Source organism: Peribacillus sp. NPDC046944 (assembly GCF_050272735.1).
Lineage (GTDB): Bacteria > Bacillota > Bacilli > Bacillales > DSM-1321 > Peribacillus.
This window is the reverse complement of sequence record NZ_JBNNML010000009.1, coordinates 54738-74409: the sequence shown is the minus strand read 5'-3', so window position 1 is coordinate 74409 and position 19672 is coordinate 54738. Positions and strand designations below refer to the sequence as shown.

Annotated in this window: 19 protein-coding genes and 2 pseudogenes; 14 read left to right on the top strand and 7 right to left on the bottom strand. The window is 34.5% G+C overall.

The features are described from left to right. Nucleotides 1–301 precede the first annotated feature (301 nt). Both ACQKIC_RS16315 and ACQKIC_RS16310 read right to left on the bottom strand, forming a co-directional pair. A complete protein-coding gene (locus ACQKIC_RS16315; protein WP_427591975.1) occupies nt 302–1123 on the bottom strand; it encodes a DUF3037 domain-containing protein in 822 nt (273 codons plus the stop codon). Continuing rightward, nucleotides 1093–1956, bottom strand: a complete 864-nt coding sequence (locus ACQKIC_RS16310; RefSeq protein ID WP_427591976.1) for a HipA family kinase — start codon at nt 1954–1956, stop codon at nt 1093–1095. Before ACQKIC_RS16310 ends, ACQKIC_RS16315 begins: the two co-directional genes overlap by 31 nt. A 1456-nt stretch (nt 1957–3412) precedes the next feature. On the opposite strand from ACQKIC_RS16310, the pseudogene ACQKIC_RS16305 reads away from it, so the two are divergent. Both ACQKIC_RS16305 and ACQKIC_RS16300 read left to right on the top strand, forming a co-directional pair. After that, nucleotides 3413–3957: pseudogene (locus tag ACQKIC_RS16305) on the top strand (GNAT family N-acetyltransferase). Between the two features lie 340 nt (nt 3958–4297). Beyond that, nucleotides 4298–4744 carry a hypothetical protein gene (locus tag ACQKIC_RS16300; protein WP_427591977.1) on the top strand — a complete coding sequence of 149 codons (447 nt, stop codon included), beginning with the start codon at nt 4298–4300 and terminating at the stop codon, nt 4742–4744. A gap of 310 nt (nt 4745–5054) precedes the next feature. Here the strand turns inward: ACQKIC_RS16300 and ACQKIC_RS16295 are convergent, their stop codons facing one another. Beyond that, nucleotides 5055–5432, bottom strand: coding sequence for a PH domain-containing protein (locus ACQKIC_RS16295; RefSeq protein WP_402990991.1), 378 nt, complete (start codon nt 5430–5432; stop codon nt 5055–5057). A gap of 370 nt (nt 5433–5802) precedes the next feature. Here ACQKIC_RS16295 and ACQKIC_RS16290 point away from each other — a divergent pair, with 370 nt between their 5' ends. Then, nucleotides 5803–6069, top strand: a complete 267-nt coding sequence (locus ACQKIC_RS16290) for a CotD family spore coat protein (RefSeq protein ID WP_402875342.1) — start codon at nt 5803–5805, stop codon at nt 6067–6069. Nucleotides 6070–6312: 243 nt separating this feature from the next. Continuing rightward, nucleotides 6313–7005 (top strand): annotated as a pseudogene (locus tag ACQKIC_RS16285) (N-acetylmuramoyl-L-alanine amidase). A gap of 226 nt (nt 7006–7231) precedes the next feature. Here ACQKIC_RS16285 and ACQKIC_RS16280 read toward each other — a convergent pair. Next, nucleotides 7232–7507, bottom strand: a complete 276-nt coding sequence (locus ACQKIC_RS16280; RefSeq protein ID WP_402956403.1) for a YqhV family protein — start codon at nt 7505–7507, stop codon at nt 7232–7234. A gap of 367 nt (nt 7508–7874) precedes the next feature. Here ACQKIC_RS16280 and ACQKIC_RS16275 point away from each other — a divergent pair, with 367 nt between their 5' ends. Beyond that, nucleotides 7875–8483 carry a VanZ family protein gene (locus ACQKIC_RS16275; protein ID WP_427591978.1) on the top strand — a complete coding sequence of 203 codons (609 nt, stop codon included), beginning with the start codon at nt 7875–7877 and terminating at the stop codon, nt 8481–8483. 92 nt (nt 8484–8575) lie between these two features. On the opposite strand, the gene ACQKIC_RS16270 is transcribed toward ACQKIC_RS16275, so the two are convergent. Continuing rightward, nucleotides 8576–10069 carry a peptide MFS transporter gene (locus tag ACQKIC_RS16270; RefSeq protein WP_427591979.1) on the bottom strand — a complete coding sequence of 498 codons (1494 nt, stop codon included), beginning with the start codon at nt 10067–10069 and terminating at the stop codon, nt 8576–8578. A 753-nt stretch (nt 10070–10822) separates the two neighbouring features. Between ACQKIC_RS16270 and ACQKIC_RS16265 the strand changes: the two genes are divergently transcribed. Continuing rightward, nucleotides 10823–11059, top strand: a complete 237-nt coding sequence (locus tag ACQKIC_RS16265; protein WP_402875429.1) for a GlsB/YeaQ/YmgE family stress response membrane protein — start codon at nt 10823–10825, stop codon at nt 11057–11059. Between the two features lie 171 nt (nt 11060–11230). On the opposite strand, the gene ACQKIC_RS16260 is transcribed toward ACQKIC_RS16265, so the two are convergent. After that, nucleotides 11231–11518, bottom strand: a complete 288-nt coding sequence (locus ACQKIC_RS16260; RefSeq protein WP_427591980.1) for a hypothetical protein — start codon at nt 11516–11518, stop codon at nt 11231–11233. A gap of 192 nt (nt 11519–11710) precedes the next feature. Next, nucleotides 11711–12334 carry a transcriptional repressor LexA gene (gene lexA / locus ACQKIC_RS16255; RefSeq protein ID WP_402875352.1) on the bottom strand — a complete coding sequence of 208 codons (624 nt, stop codon included), beginning with the start codon at nt 12332–12334 and terminating at the stop codon, nt 11711–11713. A gap of 159 nt (nt 12335–12493) precedes the next feature. On the opposite strand from lexA, the gene yneA reads away from it, so the two are divergent. The 8 genes from yneA to ACQKIC_RS16215 all read left to right on the top strand — a co-directional run bounded on the left by yneA (nt 12494) and on the right by ACQKIC_RS16215 (nt 19523). Beyond that, nucleotides 12494–12805: a cell division suppressor protein YneA gene (yneA, locus tag ACQKIC_RS16250; protein ID WP_427591981.1), complete on the top strand. Its 312-nt coding sequence runs from the start codon at nt 12494–12496 to the stop codon at nt 12803–12805. 12 nt (nt 12806–12817) lie between these two features. Next, nucleotides 12818–13474 carry a YneB family resolvase-like protein gene (locus tag ACQKIC_RS16245; RefSeq protein ID WP_402875356.1) on the top strand — a complete coding sequence of 219 codons (657 nt, stop codon included), beginning with the start codon at nt 12818–12820 and terminating at the stop codon, nt 13472–13474. A gap of 64 nt (nt 13475–13538) precedes the next feature. After that, on the top strand, nt 13539–13772 hold the full coding sequence (locus ACQKIC_RS16240) for a DUF896 domain-containing protein (protein WP_402875358.1): 234 nt from the start codon (nt 13539–13541) through the stop codon (nt 13770–13772). Between the two features lie 230 nt (nt 13773–14002). Then, nucleotides 14003–16009, top strand: coding sequence for a transketolase (tkt, locus tag ACQKIC_RS16235; protein ID WP_427591982.1), 2007 nt, complete (start codon nt 14003–14005; stop codon nt 16007–16009). Between the two features lie 273 nt (nt 16010–16282). Then, nucleotides 16283–16723, top strand: a complete 441-nt coding sequence (gene sirA, locus ACQKIC_RS16230; protein ID WP_403080539.1) for a sporulation inhibitor of replication protein SirA — start codon at nt 16283–16285, stop codon at nt 16721–16723. Between the two features lie 84 nt (nt 16724–16807). Then, on the top strand, nt 16808–17023 hold the full coding sequence (locus ACQKIC_RS16225) for a YneF family protein (RefSeq protein WP_402875361.1): 216 nt from the start codon (nt 16808–16810) through the stop codon (nt 17021–17023). Between the two features lie 179 nt (nt 17024–17202). After that, nucleotides 17203–18132 carry a tyrosine-type recombinase/integrase gene (locus ACQKIC_RS16220; protein WP_427591983.1) on the top strand — a complete coding sequence of 310 codons (930 nt, stop codon included), beginning with the start codon at nt 17203–17205 and terminating at the stop codon, nt 18130–18132. A 1175-nt stretch (nt 18133–19307) separates the two neighbouring features. Further along, entirely contained in the window at nt 19308–19523 is a 216-nt protein-coding gene (locus tag ACQKIC_RS16215; RefSeq protein WP_402991022.1) for a hypothetical protein, read from the top strand. Nucleotides 19524–19672: the final 149 nt, after the last annotated feature.

Genomic DNA, 19672 nt, shown 5'->3' with positions numbered 1-19672 from the left:
AAATTATTTAAAAAAATTTAGGTAATTCTGGTTTCCCACTTCGACGAATTCTTGATCTGCGATTTCATTAAAAGAAAAGTAGCTACATTTAGTATGTAATACTCCTTTCATAATGTCGTCCATCATATCTTCTTGCCCTATCTTCAATTCTTTCATAGACAGTGAGGTTTAATCTTCATAAGGATAAAAGTCTTTGAGGAATTTTTGAGAATAAAATCATTTAGCGTTTATATTAATAAACAAATCCTTATAGATAAGGTATTTTAATCTATAATCAAAATAAAACCCCATTAAAGGGGTTTCAGTGAAGAATATGTCCATGTTCCTTAATATGTTCAACAAGTCCACTAAATTTGTTTGTTCCAAATTCAATAACTTCAACATTTTGATATTCCTGAAACTGCTCTAAGGCAAGGCTATATCCAAATTTTTGTGGATTAGTTGGCGGTTTTACAACCGCATAAAAAGGTGATTCTTTATATTGTTCAACTTTTTCTTTTATAAGTAGAGCATCTCGCCACAGTAGTCCTTCTTTGAAATTATCCTTTGAATTATCTGTGAATTTGATGGTTTGAATCAAATTAGCGGAGCCATTCTGGAACCCATAATCAATTGGAAATGGGAAATTAGGAATATCAACATCTTTTCTAATAAAACTATCTACACCAGCTTGTTTAAATTTGTGCCAAACAGAGCTGACGAGTGGTTGATCCCTTTTTTCAAGATAATCTTCTTCAAATACATAAAAATTAAATAAATCATCTAGTTTTTCATAAGGGTCTTCTGCTAGTAAAGGTGTTGGATTTTTGATTTGAAACTTATTAAAGTTCTTATAAACTAAAGAGTCAAGAAATTCAAATGTAATAGGGATATCTAACTTAGAATCTAACATGTGGCCATCTAAAGATTTGAAATGCCTATTTAAGTTATTTCTAAAATGTCTGAATTCATTTATTTGATTCACAGTGATTAGTTTATTGAGTTTTTGATAATTCTTCAAAAAACGTGCCTTTAAAATACCCTTTTCTGGACAATGTAAAATTACACCGATATTAAATATTTCTTGCTTTATTTCATCAGGCATATATTGAATTACAACGAACTTGCAAGCAGTCCCTGCCATGGTAATACCTCCTTTTTCCATAATGGAAAGTAACCACCGTTTGTTAATGTATTAATAGTATATTTTACAGTGAATTGCCTATCTAATACAAATCTTTTTAAAGCTTCAATTTCAACAGAGTTTATGCCCCAATTTTTAGGTACTTTACTTAACATTATAGTCAAATCATTTACGTCTATACCTTCTATTTTATTTATAATATTTAAAAAGGGGTTGGTCCCAGTTGTTAAATCAATGTGTCCTTTAATTGCATCATAAATTATTCCTAATAAATTTAGGTGAACTTCATTGAATGTACGTAGAAGATGTAATCTTTGCGGATTACCTTCAGGACCAAAAAAGGCGTGGCCATGATCAATTATCTTCATGTGATAACTGTTATACCCAGTAGATGTTAAAATGAAATTACCCTCATTATTGGTTCGGTCACCATTATGAATTAATGCATCAAAAGCAAGAATTTCTGGGAATACTTCTTTGTTATCCACTTTATTAAAAAGGGTTATATATGGTTCATTTAAAGTTCCAGTAGCTGTGCTATTATCCTCAATGTCCTCTTTTAAGAATCCAATTTTAATACCTGGGGTTAAACCAGGTACAGAAGGGTATAAATCACACAATTGTGAACTGATGTTAATAAGCCTCATTTCAGGCATGGGTAATCCTAAGTGGATTGCAAGATTGTAAGCAAAGTATTCATTTAATAATATTCTATTAAAATTAATTGGATGATTAAACTTGACTAAATAAATATTGTTATCATTACAATGAAAAAACTTTGGTTGTGTAACTCCCCTGCTAGCAGTATTTAATAAAAGTTCTGCTTCAATCATTGCTTCCTCTCCTATAAAATCTTTTTTTTATGTTACATGATAATTCTAGCTCCACTTATTTCCACTCCTTTTAGTTGGAAAGGTATTAGTATTTTGTAGTATTTTTCTAAGGTGGTTAAATTTTTTAGTAATTTCATAACTTAAAAAGTGGTAATATAATATTTTAAAAACTCTAACTTAGTAAGTTCTCCTTCTAACTAAGAGATATAAATATAAAAATAATGGCTTTAATGGCCTTATTTGGGTCGTAGAAAGATACAGGAGCTACGGGTTGTATGTTAAGATTACTAAAAAAATACAAAAAAATCACCTAATATTTGATTGAATGTGAAAAATAATGAAATATAAATGAAATTAGAGAATTAGTTTCTTCTATATAAATAGATTCTGAATAGGAAAGAAAAAATATGAATTATATTGGTTTGGGCGGTTTTATATTTGAAGTTCATATGTGAGATTGTGAGACAGTAATTTTAAAGTAAGATTCATGGTTATTTGTTCAATTTATTTTATGTAATTAGAGAAGATAAGATTTTAGTAAGTTTATTCTCACTTTTTTATTTGAAATTAAAAAATTGGTACTTAATTAAAAATGACCACATTTTGACCACCAAAAAACAATATAAAGTCGAAAAGAGTTAAAAGAAATTTTTATTATTATAATAGAAACCTTGATAATTAAGCAAATATGTATAAATTTGAAAACATATGAAAACCAAAGATATGTTCCGCACACAAGTTCACCCTTGGGAACGCGAACAATATATGAGCACGTATTAATTCTTTGAACCCTTGACGCTCTAAGCGTTGAGGGTTTTTATTTTGTGGGTGAATACTTTATATTTATGTTTACTTTTTAAATACACAAAACACCCACACTCAACTCACGACAAAACTTTGTTTATATATGCACCGAAATTGTTCACTTAACCTTTAGCCCTACTACATCAGTATTCACTATCAATTTTATGTCGCAGTTCAACTCTCAACTTATAAGTTGAGAGTTGAACTTTAATCTTAGTGAAAGATGTTATTCGTTTTTTCTTCGGTGATGCCGATAATAGGGGTTTATTTTAACTATATTATTTTTCCCTCTATTCAACTAACCGAGCAGGATAGGTAAATAAGAATAGGAGGAAAAAAGGATAATAAATAGAATATCAATATCAATCATATAAGCAAGAAAGGTAGATTAGGCTCAATATTTCAACTCTATTTTTAAGATCGCCCCTCATTTTTATAACATTAAAGAAAATATAAAATGTGCAATTGATGAACATGTAACCTTAACAAATGGGGATTAAGCAAATATTTACTCAAACAAACCTTGGAATTGCTTTGTTATTCTGTTAAAGCGCGCTTATCTGTAATATGATAAACACCTTTGTTGAAAAAAATGATTAAGTCCTTAACAGTAATTTTAAATAATTGGTATTAAGTTTAAGGAGGCTCTAGAGTGCTTAACTTAGAGATTAGAAGGCCAAGAACTGAGGATATAAAAGAGTTAAATCAATTTTTTAGAACAGTAATAACTGATATATTTATTAAAGAAGGTATAGGGGATAAGCTAGAGGACATAGAAAACGAAATTGAAGCTAAGAAAACCTACTTAGAAAGTGACTTGGAAAGTAATGGTGAAAAACGATTTTTTCTGATTGCTTTAGATGGAGATAAAATAATCGGTACAATTGAATACGGTGCAGCAAGCGATCTTATAAGTAAATGTACAGATAATGCTTTAAAAAATCTAAACGAGGTGGGTACAGTATTTGTGGATCCTGACTCCAAAGGAAGGGTATAGGTAATTTACTATTAAATAAAATATATTTGACACTGCATAATAAGGGTATAGAAGAATTTTGTTTAGATAGTGGATATATAAGTGCACAAAAAATCTGGAAAAAGAAATATGGAGATCCTGATTATTTCTTAGAGAATTATTGGGACGAAGGCTATCATCACATGATTTGGAGACTCATGGTCGATGATTTATTAAAATAACCTACCTCCTTTTATTGTTTTCTTTTCAGTATTTTATGGAACTTTTATTAGACTAAATAAGCTATAAGAAGCTGTTTGGTTATTCCATAAAAGGGCGCTTTAATGGCACAACTGAACTTCTACTTTATCTGACGGGCTTTATTTTATTTATATTAACTTTGATACTTTCTAAGTATGTTTCACACGACTTCTTATAAAGTAAAGTTAAAATTAAGTGTCATCGTGAATTAAAAAGGTCAAGTAAGTTTAGGAAGAAAGGGATTGTATGAATAAATCACATTTTACTTTACCTTTATTGTTATAATTACCTATATAGATAATAAAAAGGAAGTGAGCTCAAATGGATAATGCTAAGTACATAGAAGTGGTTTTTGAGAATTGTGAATCAATTGTCATTCCAACAGAGCGTGTTTTAGGTCTAACATATGCTGAACTAACACCTTTAAAGGATGATCATGCATTAGAAAATTCTTATCATAGCAGCCGTATAGATTTAGAAATTTCATATACGCACCAAACAGAACTTGAATACTCCCCAACGGATAATGATGATCTTCTTGGTGCATATATTAATAATCCTTCAAGTAATAAGGTGGAAGACAGACCTAATATTCTAGGGCGGTTATTTAATTACCATGACATTGTGTACATCCAACTATTAGATTCAGATGAAAAGCCCCTAAAAAATATTTATGTACCTTGGTACGAAGAGGATCAAGATGATAATCGCTATATGAAGATACATAAAGAAGAAGGATCATTTACAATTGAAATTAAACCAGAATAGTTATGTAAGCAATTTGTTCTAGATACTATACAATAAGTAATGATTTATGTGCATATATTACTTATTGTATAATCATAATGAATAAATTACATATTATATCCGATAAAACCGTTCTTTTAACGGGAGGTGCAAAGGGTGAACAAGCATAAAGCCCGAGAGACCAGGATTGTATACAGTTCGGCAATTTTCTATTGGTTATCATCTGAAAGCTGGTGTTAATTTCACTGATATTAAATATTACTTTCTTCCATATAAGAGTCCCCAAAACAAGCCTTTGTTCTTTCAACTATGCTAATCAATATTCGTTGAATTACCCACAGACTGCAGCTAATAATTTTTGAATATCATAAATACTTTTATCTTTTTTGAATTGTTTCGATACAGCTGGTGTTTGTGCACCTGAAATCCATATTTTTAATTCTGCGTCTAAATCAAAGTGTCCAGCAGTTTCTACGCTGAAATGGGAAATGCTTTTAAAAGGTATGGAATGGTATTCTACCTTTTTGCCAGTAATTCCTTGCTTATCCACTAATATAAGGCGTTTGTCTGTAAATACAATCAAATCTCTTATTAATTTAAACGCAGCATCTACATCCTCACCATTCGCTAGAATCTGTTCTAGTTCTTTTATTGCTTCATCTTTACTTATCGTTGAAGCATTACCGATTAATCCATCTAAGAATCCCATGCTATTTCCTCCTTAAAACTTGGTTTTACTCTAAAAATCCGTGTTTAATTTTTGACTTATATTTAAAATAGGTAAAAAAACCTAAATAAATAGTAGCACTATTGAATTAGTATTGTAAGCGGGCAATTTTGGTCATTTTATCTTTAATTGGAAGTGTTGTTGAGGGGAACCGTATAACTTCCTTTATTCTTGTATTACTTTGATTATAAATACAAATGATCTATTTTTGACTAGTAATGACTCATTCAGTGGTTTCATTTATATTATCCTGACCAATATAAAAATTAGTGTATTCGTTTAGTACAAGTTACCACCTTACTTCATAAGCTACACTGTAAGTACTAAAACTAATTAAAGGTGGGATTTTATAATGAGTTGTAATTGTAGGAAGTGCCGTGAACAAAGGGAAGAAGTGATTACTAGCCCAACTGAAACGGTTGTTAATACCAGAGTGAATCGACGGGTAGTGAAGCATATACACCCTACTGAAGTTATCAATGTAAATAGAACCATTGTTAGAAATGAACATTATTATCCTGTAAGGGAACGGGAAGTATATGAAACAGTGGAAGAAAATTTAGACTGCGGAAGCAATGTTAATAACTCTAATCGTTGCAGACCGTTTTGGAATAGATAATTAACATGTAGGGCACTCATCAGACATGAGTGCCTTTTCTTTTTAGTTTCAAAGAGTAGAACATACTTTTATGTAATAATCATTTGAATTTAAAAGAATATATGCTGTACTGTCATTCTAATAAGGGCCATACCTGTATTATGCAAGTTCTTTAGTCGTGTATCACTGCTTTGAGGGTAATCAAATGACATATGTACAAGCATTTATAGGGGACATACATAGAATTAATAGGAGGTGATAATTATGGTGAAAATATATATTGATCCAGGTCATGGGGGGGAAGATTCAGGCACTATAGGAAATGGATTGAAAGAAAAAGATCTTACATTAAAAATTGCTAAAAAAATCAGGGAGTTTCTTGCACGGTATAAGAATGTATCGACAAAGATGAGTCGTACAGGAGATACGTATCCGTCCTTATCGGCACGGACAAACGAAGCAAATGCTTGGGGAGCTGATTTCTTTTTGTCCGTCCATATTAATGCCGGTGGTGGACAAGGATATGAAGATTATATTTATACATCCACTAATCAGGTTACTAAAAAGTACTAGGATAATATCCACGCTGAAATTCTGAAACTTGTGGATTTGAAAGATCGTGGGCAAAGAACGGGAAATTTACATGTGCTTCGGGAATCCACTATGCCTGCTTTATTGACTGAAAATGGCTTCATCGATAATGTTTCTGATGCCTCTAAGTTGAAAAAGAGTGCTTTTATTGAAAATTTAGCTCAAGGACATGTCAATGGAATCGTTAAATCATTCAATTTGAAAAGGAAAGAGGAGGTACCAAGTAACACTCACATGATTGTAAAGGGTGATACTCTTTATAGCATTGCCATAAAATATGGAACAAGTGTGTCTAAACTTTTAGCTCTGAACCCTAAGGTTAAACCCAATTACCTTGAAATCGGTCAAAAACTGCGAGTGAAATGATAGCTCTGGATGGTGAATGAAACAATATCAAGTACTTCGAGATACCACACTACACACCATATCTAATCCCTTCTCTTATTGAGATTAAAGAAGTTGATTAAGTGAATTGTAGAAATGGCTGTCATATATGTAGATAATCTGAAAATATCGTTGGTGAAATCAAAAAGGTGCCGAAATGTTTTATCATGGGCAATCCCATTTATTGAGAATGGTTGTTTTATGCTTATTATTCGCTTTTTATTCCAATAAATATAATGGTCACTCCTATAAAGATGCATGAAACTTTAAAGAGGGAAAGCTTTTCGGTCATCCCGAATAAACCAACAGCTGTTGTACTAATAAGTATTATAGGCCCAACGAGTGCGAGGGAACTATTCACAACCAACGCTTTTTCGATATCATTAAGTCTTAACATGAGTATAGCTGCGAATATTTCTATACTTCCCGAAAGCAAACGAAGTAAACCCATTATAAGAACGGCTTTTTCAAAAGCTATAAACATGATTTTCCCCTCCGAACTTTTGTGCACGTTTATCTTATGAATCTATTTTAAAAAATAGGACAACTTTATCCTATCCCGGTGGTCGTTCCATTTGAAAATACCCATCGTTATGGACTTTATGAAGGGGGTCAGGTGGAAGTCAGGTGACACGGTATCTTTCTTGGCTAAACAGTACGATAGCCGATAGATACCAATATATATATATATAATAAAAGTCGGTCAGAAATTACGTGTTAAGGGAGTATGTCAACGGAGAGAAAAAGTAGGAAATCTTATGAGTGTTGTACCAAGCGCTATATCTTTCATATTGACGGTATGTCCTCAATAGCCTAGGATGTAATGGTATTCGTTTGAAGGAGGGCCCCATATGACTTATAAAACGCTATTGCTTACGCTTCTGTTCTCACAGGGGTTATTCTTCGGTGGTCTACCTATTTTTCTTCAACTCCTATTCTATTTGAACCCTTGGGTGATCATGGTTGTATGGGTTTGTATTGTAGTCTCTGTGTTGATAATCGTCTTATTGGTCAGGGGGGAAACAATAAAACTACCCCGATTGTATTGGCAGGTAGCGATAAGTGGTTATAGTTTCTCTTTGCTAGTTTTACTTTTCTTCCGACCTGAAGGACAGGAATATTCGTATAACATTATCCCGTTATCTACAATCAGCACTTATTTGACTGGTGATTCGAATTGGCTTGTTTCTTTTTATAATCTAAGTGCCAATATAGGATTATTCATTCCATTTGGATTGTACCTGCTATCCAGAAAGGGAAAAAAGATGACCGGTATTCCAAGATTTCTTATTCCCTTTTTCTCAATCTCAATCATAGAAATATGCCAGTATGTTTTTCAAAGAGGAAGTTTGGATATAGACGATCTGATCTTGAACCTTATTGGGGTATATTTGGGATATTTCTTGTATCGTTGGTTCGTGAAAGTGATAGATATTATCCCCGCAAAGCGGAATGCATAATGAAAATCCGGTAGAGTCCAGTAACATACAGTTTTGACGAAAAACAAAAAAAGCCAGCTTGTCCATGATAGGAGAAGCTGGCTTTACATTTGTTAACGTAAGCCTTTCATAAAGCCTTGAATCTTTGGTGATATTGCCAATAGGATAAATCCTAAAATCAATGAAATGATTCCGATAGCCCCGAAATAGACCATTTCCGTGTCCGCAGAGTAAAATCTTACAATTTGAGCATTTAATGCTTGTGCTGCTGCATTGGCTAAGAACCATAAACTCATCATTTGTGCTGAGAACGCAGATGGAGCAAGTTTAGTCGTAGCTGACATACCAACAGGTGACAAGCATAGCTCTCCAATTACTACAAGGAAATAACTAAGTACAAGCCATAATGGGCTAACTAATGAACCGGCTCCTCCAAAATAAGAGGGAACCAAAATTACTAGGAATGATAAACCAGCAAAGAATAGGCCAATTGAAAACTTTTGAGGTATAGTTGGCTGACGTTTCCCTAATTTAACCCATAACCATGCGAATAAAGGAGCTAAAGTAATGATGAACAATGGGTTTAAAGATTGGAACCATGCTGGTGAAATGTGAAAACCTGCAAATTCTAACTGTGTCCGTTTATCAGCATAATTTGCTAAAATAGTTGAGCCTTGTTCTTGAATGGCCCAAAACATGACAGCTGCTATAAATAAAGGGATATAGGCTAGTAAACGTGAACGCTCAACAGATGTTGTTTTCGGACTACGGTACATCACAATAAAATACATGGTAGGAATTAGAATTCCAAGGATACCAACAAGCCCGATGAAGCTATTAAGTGTTAAGAGACCATTTGAGATAGCGATTGCACAAATGATGGCAATAATTATGATAGCTAGCCCAATCTTAGTGTAAACAGATTTCTTTTCATTCGGAGCCAAAGGATTGACAGGGGTTATTCCTGCAAGTCCAAGATTTTTTTTCTTTGTAGCCATGAAGACGATTAATCCAATAAACATACCAACGGCTGCAATGCCAAATCCAAGGTGGAAATTGTAATTCATTCCAACTGTTCCGACAATAAGCGGAGCAATGAATGCACCCGTGTTTATTCCCATGTAGAATATGCTGAAACCAGAATCTCGACGGTTATCGTCTTCTGCATATAGCTCTCCAACAATACTAGATACATTAGGTTTTAAAAGACCTGTACCTATAACGATTAGTATCATGGAAACGAAGAACATGGAAATACTGCCCGGAATCGCAAGGGCAATATGACCAAGCATAATCAATATACCGCCGTAAAAAACGGATTTCGATGTTCCGAAGATCCTATCGGCTAACCATCCACCAATAATTCCGGACATATATACTAACGACCCATAGATGGATACAATGGCTAGAGATGTTTTTTCATCAAGACCTAGTCCGCCTTTAGATACCTCATAATACATATAGTATACAAGAATGGCCTTCATACCATAATAGGAGAAGCGCTCCCAAAACTCCGTGAAGAAAAGAGTGAATAGTCCTTTAGGGTTTCCGAAAAAACCTTTTTGAGGAATGCTATCCAAAATTTTCTGTTTATTTATTGATGACATACATTCTCCTCCTTTTATTATTGTATAATAACTTTTCTTAGAGCTCTTGTAAAGAATATTTAGTGTATTTTAATAATAGTTCTTAATAACCTGTGTTTATTTTCCATTTTAGTAAAATGGAGGACTATCGAAATAGTATAATTAGGTAAGAAGGTATATATTAGAGCCCTTTAATCACTTTGGATTGAAAACGCACCGTTCATTTGATATATAATTCATTAAGTAAATGATTTGGGGTTTCGAATTGCAAGAACCTTCAACAAGTTATGAAAATCCAATTTTAAATGGTTGTGTAGAAAAAATGATGATGAATAAAGGTTGAAATATTAAAAAAGTATGGTAGGAAATAGTGTAAATAATTGAAAATAGGAATATTGTCATATCGACAAAAGAAGCCAAAATACTTATTCTAGTATAGAAAGCAATTTAATTGTTTTCTTTTTTACCATGTGGTGCCGCCAGATAATTGCAGTTATCTGGCGGCATTTATTATTATAACCAAATAATAATTTTCAACCATTCTTACTGGATGGTTTTCTTTGTGGTAGGGAGAACGGAAGATCAAACACTAAAGGCCACCCTTTTTAGGGCGGCCTTTTATAGTACCTATATAGGTAGAAGTATATAAGCAGCCGATAAGTTTATTGCCTGAGGAGCTTAAAGTGATTTTCATTAGTCACAAGTCTGTTCTATTAATAAAAAAATTTCATAAATTTTAGAGAAAGGAGGTGGTTATTTTTGGAGCTAATTTGGATGTTAATTGTTGGTGGAATAATTGGATGGCTGGGAAGTCTGATTTTAGGAAGGGATATGCCGGGTGGAATTATTGGAAATATCATTGCTGGATTTGTTGGAGCATGGCTTGGTACTGCAATATTAGGGCCAATCGGACCTGAGACAGAAGGGTTTTACATTGTGCCTGCGTTACTGGGTGCCATAATTGTTGTGTTTATTGTATCCATTATCATGAGAAATACAAGATGGAGGTAGAAAGCAGAGGGTACAAGATTGAATGAATTTGCCAGAATCACGTGTAGATGGTTTAGAGAAAGCTGATCTATATGTGTCCATTATTGCTTGAAAATGCTGTTCAACAATACTGGACAGTTTTTTTGCGTAAAAAAATAGAGGTTTTCGATCGAAGGATCCATCACTGTTTACTCAATCCGAATGATTATCTGAGTTCCTAAAAGACACTAAAGCTGTTTTAAGTGCGGTGTAATTACCGATACTGGCGTATCCGTAAAACCATCCCATAAAAATCCCTGTAGTCAAGTGATGCCGATGGCTTATGAATATAGAAAGGATTAAACCAAGACATAACGCAATAGTGGGTACGTAACTTCGGGGGATAGGTAAGAGAAACTTTATAATTTGAGTCAAAATCATGATAGTTGGGATAGCAATTACAGCATCCCAAAAATTTGTATGTATTGTCGGAAAATCCATAGTAACACCACTTTCAAAAAGAAATGTCTATTGAACTAATTTCACCGGATATAAAAGAATTATACCTTGTTATTTTGACTCGGTTTGTTATTCAATGCTCTCTAGTAAAATATTATAATATTGCTTCTGTCATATACATAGGATGTAATACATAGACTTAAAACAAATAAAAAAAGCGCAATTTGCGCGCTTTTAGTGAATTTGCCTATATAGCCCGATCACTCTTCCAAGAATGGTTACATCTCTTAGAATGATAGGTTCCATATTGGAGTTTTCTGGCTGAAGCCGTATGTAATCCGGTTCCTTAAAGAATCGTTTAACGGTGGCTTCATCATCTTCCGTCATGGCCACGACGATATCTCCGTTATTGGCATTGCTTTGTTGTTTTACAATGACATAATCTCCATCATGAATTCCTGCTTCAATCATACTTTCACCCATAATTTCAAGCATGAACACATGATCATCATGTGGAACCATACTTTCAGGAAGAGGGAAGTATTCCTCTATGTTCTCGATGGCAGTTATCGGCATACCTGCGGTTACTTTTCCGAGAAGTGGTACGTTAACTACGTTTGTTTTTGGAATGTTATTAGATTCTTCTATATTTAAAATCTCAATGGCCCTTGGTTTAGTCGGGTCGCGTCTGATTAAGCCTTTGCTTTCCAAACGAGATAAATGTCCATGTACAGTCGAACTTGATGCAAGTCCCACAGCTTCGCCAATCTCTCTAACGGAAGGTGGATAACCTTTTTGACGAACTTCATCTTTTATGAAATCAAGAATATCCTGCTGCCGTTTTGATAGTTTAGTCATATACGCACCTCTTCTCTATAATTCTTTGCTATATTATAGCATGGCTCCACATGCTATACAAACATAAGTTCGAATTTGGTTGTTGACTGAAACAAATGTTCGTATTATAATTCAATCATCAACTAAAAACGAACGTACATTCGCTATGGAGGGATATTAATGAAGACATTTTGCAAAAATAATATTTATACGATTCTATTAGCAGGATTTGTATTTATCTTGTCTATTTTATTCTCTTTCACATTAGATAGTAATCAAAATAAGGATTTCCTTTCGATTGAAATTAACGAAGGTGATACTATATGGGAGATTTCAGAAAAATATGGTCAAACCGAATTGACAAAAAAAGAATTCATTGGTTGGATAGAAGAGTATAACGGTGTAAGGGCGGATACTATTAAGGCAGGTCAAATCATTGTCATACCAGTTGAAAGTGAAAAAGTAGTCCAAAGTTTGGCTAGTAAGCAGTAAAGGTAGGTTCATATGAAAGCAGTCATCTATTGTCGGGTAAGTACAGAAAAAGAAACACAGGAAACCTCGCTAGCTAGGCAGGAAGAGGAATTAGTGAAGTTAGCAGAACATAATGACATGGAAGTCGTTTCAATAATAAGAGAGCAGGCAAGTGGTTACGAACTGAACCGTGACGGGATATTTGACATGCTTGATCTTTTTAAGACAAAAGAAGCGGATGTTCTCTTGATTCAAGATGAAACTAGGTTGGGAAGAGGAAATGCTAAAATTGCCTTGTTTCATGTTGTACTTAAAGAAGGAGTGAAGATTTTCACACTTTCTCATGATGGTGAGTTAGAATTATCGGACTCTGATGCCATGGTTATCCAAATTGTTGGTATTGTAGAAGAATATCAACGTAAACTACATAACCTGAAAATTAAACGTGGTATGCTTAGGGCCGTTGAAAATGGCTACCGGCCCCAGAAAAACCTGAAGAACCAAAGAAACTCCACTGGCAGGGATCGTAAAGAAGTACCCATAGAAGAAATTGTGAAACTGCGTTCGAATGGATTAACTTTTGCGGAGATTGCGGCAACACTGAGAGGCTTTGGCTATGAAGTGTCAAAAGCAACGGTACACCGCAGATTCTTGGAATACCAGCAAGGTACACCGAAGAATCAATCATAGAACTTGTAATTTCACTTTTTTTTTAATACCATGTCAATATCCGTATATATAAAGGAGAAAAATTATGCTATCAAAAGAAAAAATGGCCCGTATCAATGAACTTTCTAAAAAAGCTAAGGGAGAAGGCTTAACTGTAGAAGAGGCAAAAGAGCAAACTTCCTTACGAAGTGAGTATTTGGAGACATTTAGACGTTCAATGGCTGATACGCTAGAAAATGTTAAAGTTATCGATCCGGAAGGTAATGATGTCACGCCTCAAAAAATTAAAAATATTAAAGAAAAAAAAGGTTTACATTAACCAATAAGGACTGATGATGGCCCCATCATTGGATTACTCATGAGGAATGTAAAGTGAAAAAAGAGAATGCATTGATGTATGTATTCTCTTTTTTGGTTTAACCTAACCTTGGTAAATCCTTAATTAGTAGAAAATTGAATTAGCTGTGTAAGAAATGGTTATTTTAGTTGTGATATTAAGTTAGTCAATATAATATAAAGAGGTACACTACAGGAAGGGATGTTTTACACATGTTAGATAAATTAGATGCACTTTCTATTAATACAATTCGTACATTATCGATCGATGCAATTGAAAAGGCTAATTCAGGTCATCCAGGCATGCCTATGGGTGCAGCTCCCATGGCATATAAGCTGTGGACTGATTATATGAATCATAACCCGAAAAATCCTGATTGGTTTAATAGAGACCGTTTTGTTTTATCGGCAGGACATGGTTCCATGCTATTATACAGTCTCCTGCATTTATCAGGTTACGGCTTGACAATGGATGACTTAAAGGGTTTCCGTCAATGGGGAAGTAAAACTCCTGGGCATCCTGAATACGGACATACTGCTGGTGTAGATGCCACTACTGGACCACTTGGCCAAGGGATTGCAATGGCCGTAGGTATGGCAATGGCAGAACGTCACTTGGCTGAAAGCTACAATCGTGATTCTTATAATGTAGTTGATCATTATACATATAGTATTTGTGGGGATGGAGACTTAATGGAAGGCGTTTCAGCTGAAGCTGCTTCTTTAGCAGGCCATCTTCAACTAGGAAGACTTGTCGTTTTATATGATTCAAACGATATTTCTCTTGATGGAGATCTTAGCCAATCATTCAGTGAAAGTGTAGCAGACCGTTTTAAATCATACGGCTGGCAGTATCTGAGAGTGGAGGACGGCAACGATTTACAACAAATCGCAAAAGCCATTGAAGAAGCAAAGACTGATGAAGCTCGTCCAACTTTAATTGAAGTGAAGACAGTGATTGGTTATGGTTCTCCTAACCGCTCTGGTAAGTCTGCTGCTCACGGTGCTCCCCTTGGTGCTGATGAAATGAAGTTGACAAAAGAAGCTTACAAATGGACATTCGAAGAAGACTTTTATGTTCCGGATGAAGTATATGCACACTTTAATGAAGCTTGTGTAGAAGCTGGAAATAAAAAAGAACAAGAATGGAATGAACTATTTAATAAATATAAAGAAGCGTACCCTGAGCTCGCAGAACAGCTGGAGCTTTCTATAAAAGGTGAACTACCTGCAGACTGGGATCAAGAAATTCCAGTTTATGAAGAAGGCAAGACATTGGCTTCGCGTGCTTCCAGTGGAGAAGTATTGAATGCATTAGCGAAAAAACTACCTAGCCTTATTGGAGGTTCAGCCGATTTAGCAGGTTCAAATAATACATCCATCAAAGGTGCTACAGATCTATTGTCTGGAAATTATAGTGGACGTAATATATGGTTTGGTGTACGTGAATTCGCTATGGGAGCAGCATTGAACGGGATGACGCTACATGGTGGCATCAAGGTTTACGGTGGAACATTCTTCGTATTCTCTGATTATCTACGTCCATCCATCCGAATGGCTGCCTTAATGGGACTTCCTGTAACATATGTATTCACTCACGACAGTATCGCTGTTGGTGAAGACGGACCGACACATGAGCCTATCGAACAATTAGCCTCATTACGTGCCATGCCTAATCTTGGTGTGATTCGTCCAGCTGATGGTAATGAAGTTGCAGCAGCTTGGAAGGTCGCTATTGAGTCTAAAGATAAACCAACGGCACTTGTGTTAACACGACAAGGGTTACCGACAATCAAAAACACATCAGAAACTGCTTATGAAGGTGTGTTAAAAGGTGCGTATGTTATATCAGACGCTAAAAAAGAAGTAGCGGATGCATTGCTACTGGCTACTGGTTCTGAAGTTCATCTAGCTGTCGAAGCACAGCAAGCATTGTCGGAGGAAGGAATTGAAGTTTCCGTTATCAGCATGCCATCGTGGGATCGTTTTGAAACTCAATCCAAGGATTACAAACAAAGTGTAATCAACCCGGCTGTCAAAAAACGTCTGGCTATCGAAATGGCTTCACCTTTTGGCTGGGACCGTTATACAGGGGATGAAGGTGAAATTTTAGCCATTAATCATTTTGGCGCTTCAGCTCCAGGTGGTAAAATTATGAAAGAATTCGGCTTTACCGTTGAAAATGTAGTAGCTCGTGTAAAAGAGATGCTTGTTAAATAATTGAGTAATACATGACTGACACCTATTTATGAGGTGTCAGTTTTTCTTATATTTCAGGTAAATGAGGACTTATTTAAAAAAATCCCATTCGACAAAAAAAGATGAAAATTTCTCCAGCAAACAACATATCTTGTTGTTTTGTCAAGATATAATAAGAATAATTAATTATCGATTAAATGTGTCAAATGGGTAAAGGTTTATAAAGGTTCATGGCAAAAGCCATTACGTTTTAATATCTGTTCATAAATTGAGATCCTAGGGAGGTATAGGCTAATGAGAACCTATCAGATTTTTTTGATTGAAGATGAATTCGCCCATCATTATTATGGTAGGGAAAAGCTTTTCTTCAATTTGTTTTTGGAGTATATTCAAGCAAAGGGTGGACTAAGGAGTATTTTGCAAAAACAAATCGAATATGTCACCAAGACAGTTCCCGTAATCCAATTGCAGGTTGTTATTGAACAGCGGTTAAAGAAAAAGATGAATTTTTGGTCGCAAAACGGTAAATACTATTTAGAAAAAACAAGTGGAACAAGCAAGGCGGCCTTAACTATTGAGGGTGAATCCATAATACTTAAATCTGAGGGTGACGTTGAAGCGGAGACTGCTTTCTTTGAATGTATTCGCAAATGCGAACCAGGTTTTCTAGCCATTGATTTTGAACATGAAAAGTATGGTTGGTTAAAACCGATTAAAGAAAGAAAATTTGTCTAAATGGGGGACTTTTCGCTAGCGGGTATTGTATAATAATATTTGGTCTAGTACACTGATGTTAGACAACATGAAGGAGGAAATAGTATGTGGGTTTACATTCTAGTTGGCGTACTAGCATTGATTTTGGGAATAGTGCTAGGATTTTTCATCGCTCGTAAATACATGATGGATTACTTAAAGAAAAATCCGCCAATTAACGAACAAATGTTGAAAATGATGATGATGCAAATGGGTATGAAACCGTCCCAAAAGAAAATTAATCAAATGATGAGTGCTATGAATAAACAACAAACCAAATAAAACCTTACGTAACAAGGTTTTTTGATGGTATATCAGTACAAAGATGAAGTTCAAATGGACAGGATAAGTCACAGACTGAATCCTTCCTTGGATTTTTCTTTTTATTTGGTTAATCCTTCATATTTCTATTCTAATACCACCTATTCTGTTGAATGATTAACAGAGAGGTGGTATTTTTTATGGTTTTTGAAGATGTTTTAGAAGAATATTTGTATCACTGTTTGGCACGAGGTTACACACAGAAGACAATGATTAATAAGCGTCAGGAGTATAAGAATCTAAAAATATATCTTAAAGATAAAAGGGCAATCACTGAACTAGAAAGTATAACTACATTCGACCTTCGTGCCTATTTTAGAATAAAGCAGCAGGCAGGCTTACAGCCACAAAGTATAGTCACGATGTATAAGATGATTGCAGCTTTCTTTAATTGGTGTGAGAGGGAAGGATATCTGACGGAAAATCCAATTAGCAAAGTAGTAACACCTAAGGTACCAAAAAAGGTGTTGAATGGATTCACAGTAGAAGAAGTACAAGGTATGATAGAAGCCTTTTCCTATAAGACATATATAGAAGCTAGGAACAAGGCGATGATTGCCATGTTAGCTGATTGTGGGCTTCGAGCGATGGAAATAAGAAGTTTAACGGTAGAGAATGTAAAAGAAAAGACTCTTTTAATCTATGGGAAGGGGAACAAAGAAAGAATTGTTTTCATAAGTCCTGCGCTAAAAAAAATTTTAATTAAATACGAACGTATGAGGAAGCAATATTTCCAGGATAAAATCATTAAAGAGGACTGTTTCTTCCTGACATACCTTGGAACAGGGTTATCTCATGTATCATTGTATAATGTCGTAAAGGAAGCTGGGAAGCGTGCAGGGGTAGAAGATAAGAGAGTATCACCACACACCTTCAGACACTTTTACAGCGTTCAGAGCCTTCTTAGTGGTAAATTAGACTTGCATTCACTAAGTTTACTTCTAGGTCATTCAGATATAACAACTACCCAAAGATATTTATCATCTATGAACAATGAACAATTATTTGACAAGGCTACATCGTCAAGTCCACTAATGAATATCGGGACGTCAAAAAATAAAATCTATTAATGTTAGAAATCTCTATGGTTAACTTAATCGTGGTGTCGATGTGGAGAGTCTCTTTAATTAAGTCTCTCCTTTTTGTATATTAGTTTCTTCTTTTTGTTCCATAGTTATATGTATCACCTACACTTTCTTGGCATTTACCATTTTAATGGATAAAACTTGCCATAAATAAATAAAGAGAAAACATGTTCACTATATAAGGAGTGTATATACTCAGATGGGAGGTTGCCTTATCACCATTACAAGCGAAAGGTAATTCAATATAGGTGGTAGCACTACCAGACCCACACCCAACCCTTTTTTAAGATTGGGTTTTCTTTTGGTTGCATTTTCTCTTCTTTCTCATCCTTAAATATTCGTCTACACGATTTTGTTTAATCGACAAAATGTGACATCTACTGAAAGTGGTAAAATAATCACAAAACTATGATGGTGATAAGAAGGGGCTGGAGTTTATTAGAAGAGAAACAGTTTTAGAAGGAGATTATAGTTATTCCTTAATTAGAGAATGGGATGAATCAGAACAGAAAAGAGGAGTCTTTGTTTTACTTAACCCCAACACGGCAGATGATATAGGAGAAGAAACGAGATTATAAATAACCAACCTAAACATTCTTTAGGGGTAGTACATTTTTACTTTTATTTAAAGAGTTGATACTATTTCAGTTGAAATGAAAATATCGTAGTACCAAACCTTCAAAAGATAACTAAATATTAAAAATAACAATGGGCTTGGCTGGAATAGAAGTAGCCTTACGCGGGTTAAGTATCTAACGATAGATTATCAAATGCCTTCTGAAACTTATACCCAAGCTCATCTTTCTAGAAGTAATGTATCAGAACCGTCTTTTAAAGTTTGGCTATGTTAATGGAAAAGGTTGATTTATAGTAAAAAGGCATGGTGATACCTACCCTACATCAGATTAATTTAAATTCACGTCAACTGGATATTTATGTTAGGATGAGAACGAGTTTGTGAAGTTTTACACTTAAACTAACGGGGCAGGTTAGTTCATAAAGGCTGTTTTCGTAAATATTGTTGCTTCAGTATAAAAAGAGAAAGCCTTATCCATTTTATGGTACAATTAGGTCTAATGTAGCTTCTTGAACAAACGGGGCAGTTTAGCATAATAATGAATAGGGCTTTGTATAGAAAAAAGGGTAAAGGAGGTGTTTGTGTGCAAAAAATAAATAATAAACTGGTAGTAAAAAAAGCTATTGCTTTTTCACTGTTTATGACTATAATTATGGCTTTTATTGTAGAAAATCCGACACCTAATAAGGCAATTTATTTGCTGGTAGTTGGAGTTGTTTCATTCATAGGTTTTTGTATTATAAATTTAATCACTTCAAAAGCATATAATAAGTTCTTGAAGGATACTACCGATTTTTAATTAGGTTTCAGAACAATAGAATTAAGTAAATTGAAATTGACCTCTGATACGAAGAAACAAGGGAACATTGTGAATGTTAGCACTTAAACTAACAGGGGCTTTAGTAAAAAACGGACATCAAAATACAATGAGCTTGGAGATACATTCCC

Bases quoted from the DNA above. Each gene is read 5' to 3' on its own strand.
- ACQKIC_RS16265 (WP_402875429.1), top strand. From the start codon at position 10,823: ATGTTAATTGTTGGTGGAATAATTGGATGGCTGGGAAGTCTGATTTTA.
- sirA (WP_403080539.1), top strand. From the start codon at position 16,283: ATGAGAACCTATCAGATTTTTTTGATTGAAGATGAATTCGCCCATCAT.
- ACQKIC_RS16300 (WP_427591977.1), top strand. From the start codon at position 4,298: ATGGATAATGCTAAGTACATAGAAGTGGTTTTTGAGAATTGTGAATCA.
- ACQKIC_RS16310 (WP_427591976.1), bottom strand. From the start codon at position 1,956: ATGATTGAAGCAGAACTTTTATTAAATACTGCTAGCAGGGGAGTTACA.
- ACQKIC_RS16275 (WP_427591978.1), top strand. From the start codon at position 7,875: ATGACTTATAAAACGCTATTGCTTACGCTTCTGTTCTCACAGGGGTTA.
- ACQKIC_RS16220 (WP_427591983.1), top strand. From the start codon at position 17,203: ATGGTTTTTGAAGATGTTTTAGAAGAATATTTGTATCACTGTTTGGCA.
- ACQKIC_RS16240 (WP_402875358.1), top strand. From the start codon at position 13,539: ATGCTATCAAAAGAAAAAATGGCCCGTATCAATGAACTTTCTAAAAAA.
- ACQKIC_RS16290 (WP_402875342.1), top strand. From the start codon at position 5,803: ATGAGTTGTAATTGTAGGAAGTGCCGTGAACAAAGGGAAGAAGTGATT.
- ACQKIC_RS16270 (WP_427591979.1), bottom strand. From the start codon at position 10,069: ATGTCATCAATAAATAAACAGAAAATTTTGGATAGCATTCCTCAAAAA.
- ACQKIC_RS16260 (WP_427591980.1), bottom strand. From the start codon at position 11,518: ATGGATTTTCCGACAATACATACAAATTTTTGGGATGCTGTAATTGCT.
- ACQKIC_RS16225 (WP_402875361.1), top strand. From the start codon at position 16,808: ATGTGGGTTTACATTCTAGTTGGCGTACTAGCATTGATTTTGGGAATA.
- ACQKIC_RS16245 (WP_402875356.1), top strand. From the start codon at position 12,818: ATGAAAGCAGTCATCTATTGTCGGGTAAGTACAGAAAAAGAAACACAG.
- ACQKIC_RS16315 (WP_427591975.1), bottom strand. From the start codon at position 1,123: ATGGCAGGGACTGCTTGCAAGTTCGTTGTAATTCAATATATGCCTGAT.
- yneA (WP_427591981.1), top strand. From the start codon at position 12,494: ATGAAGACATTTTGCAAAAATAATATTTATACGATTCTATTAGCAGGA.
- ACQKIC_RS16295 (WP_402990991.1), bottom strand. From the start codon at position 5,432: ATGGGATTCTTAGATGGATTAATCGGTAATGCTTCAACGATAAGTAAA.
- lexA (WP_402875352.1), bottom strand. From the start codon at position 12,334: ATGACTAAACTATCAAAACGGCAGCAGGATATTCTTGATTTCATAAAA.
- tkt (WP_427591982.1), top strand. From the start codon at position 14,003: ATGTTAGATAAATTAGATGCACTTTCTATTAATACAATTCGTACATTA.
- ACQKIC_RS16280 (WP_402956403.1), bottom strand. From the start codon at position 7,507: ATGTTTATAGCTTTTGAAAAAGCCGTTCTTATAATGGGTTTACTTCGT.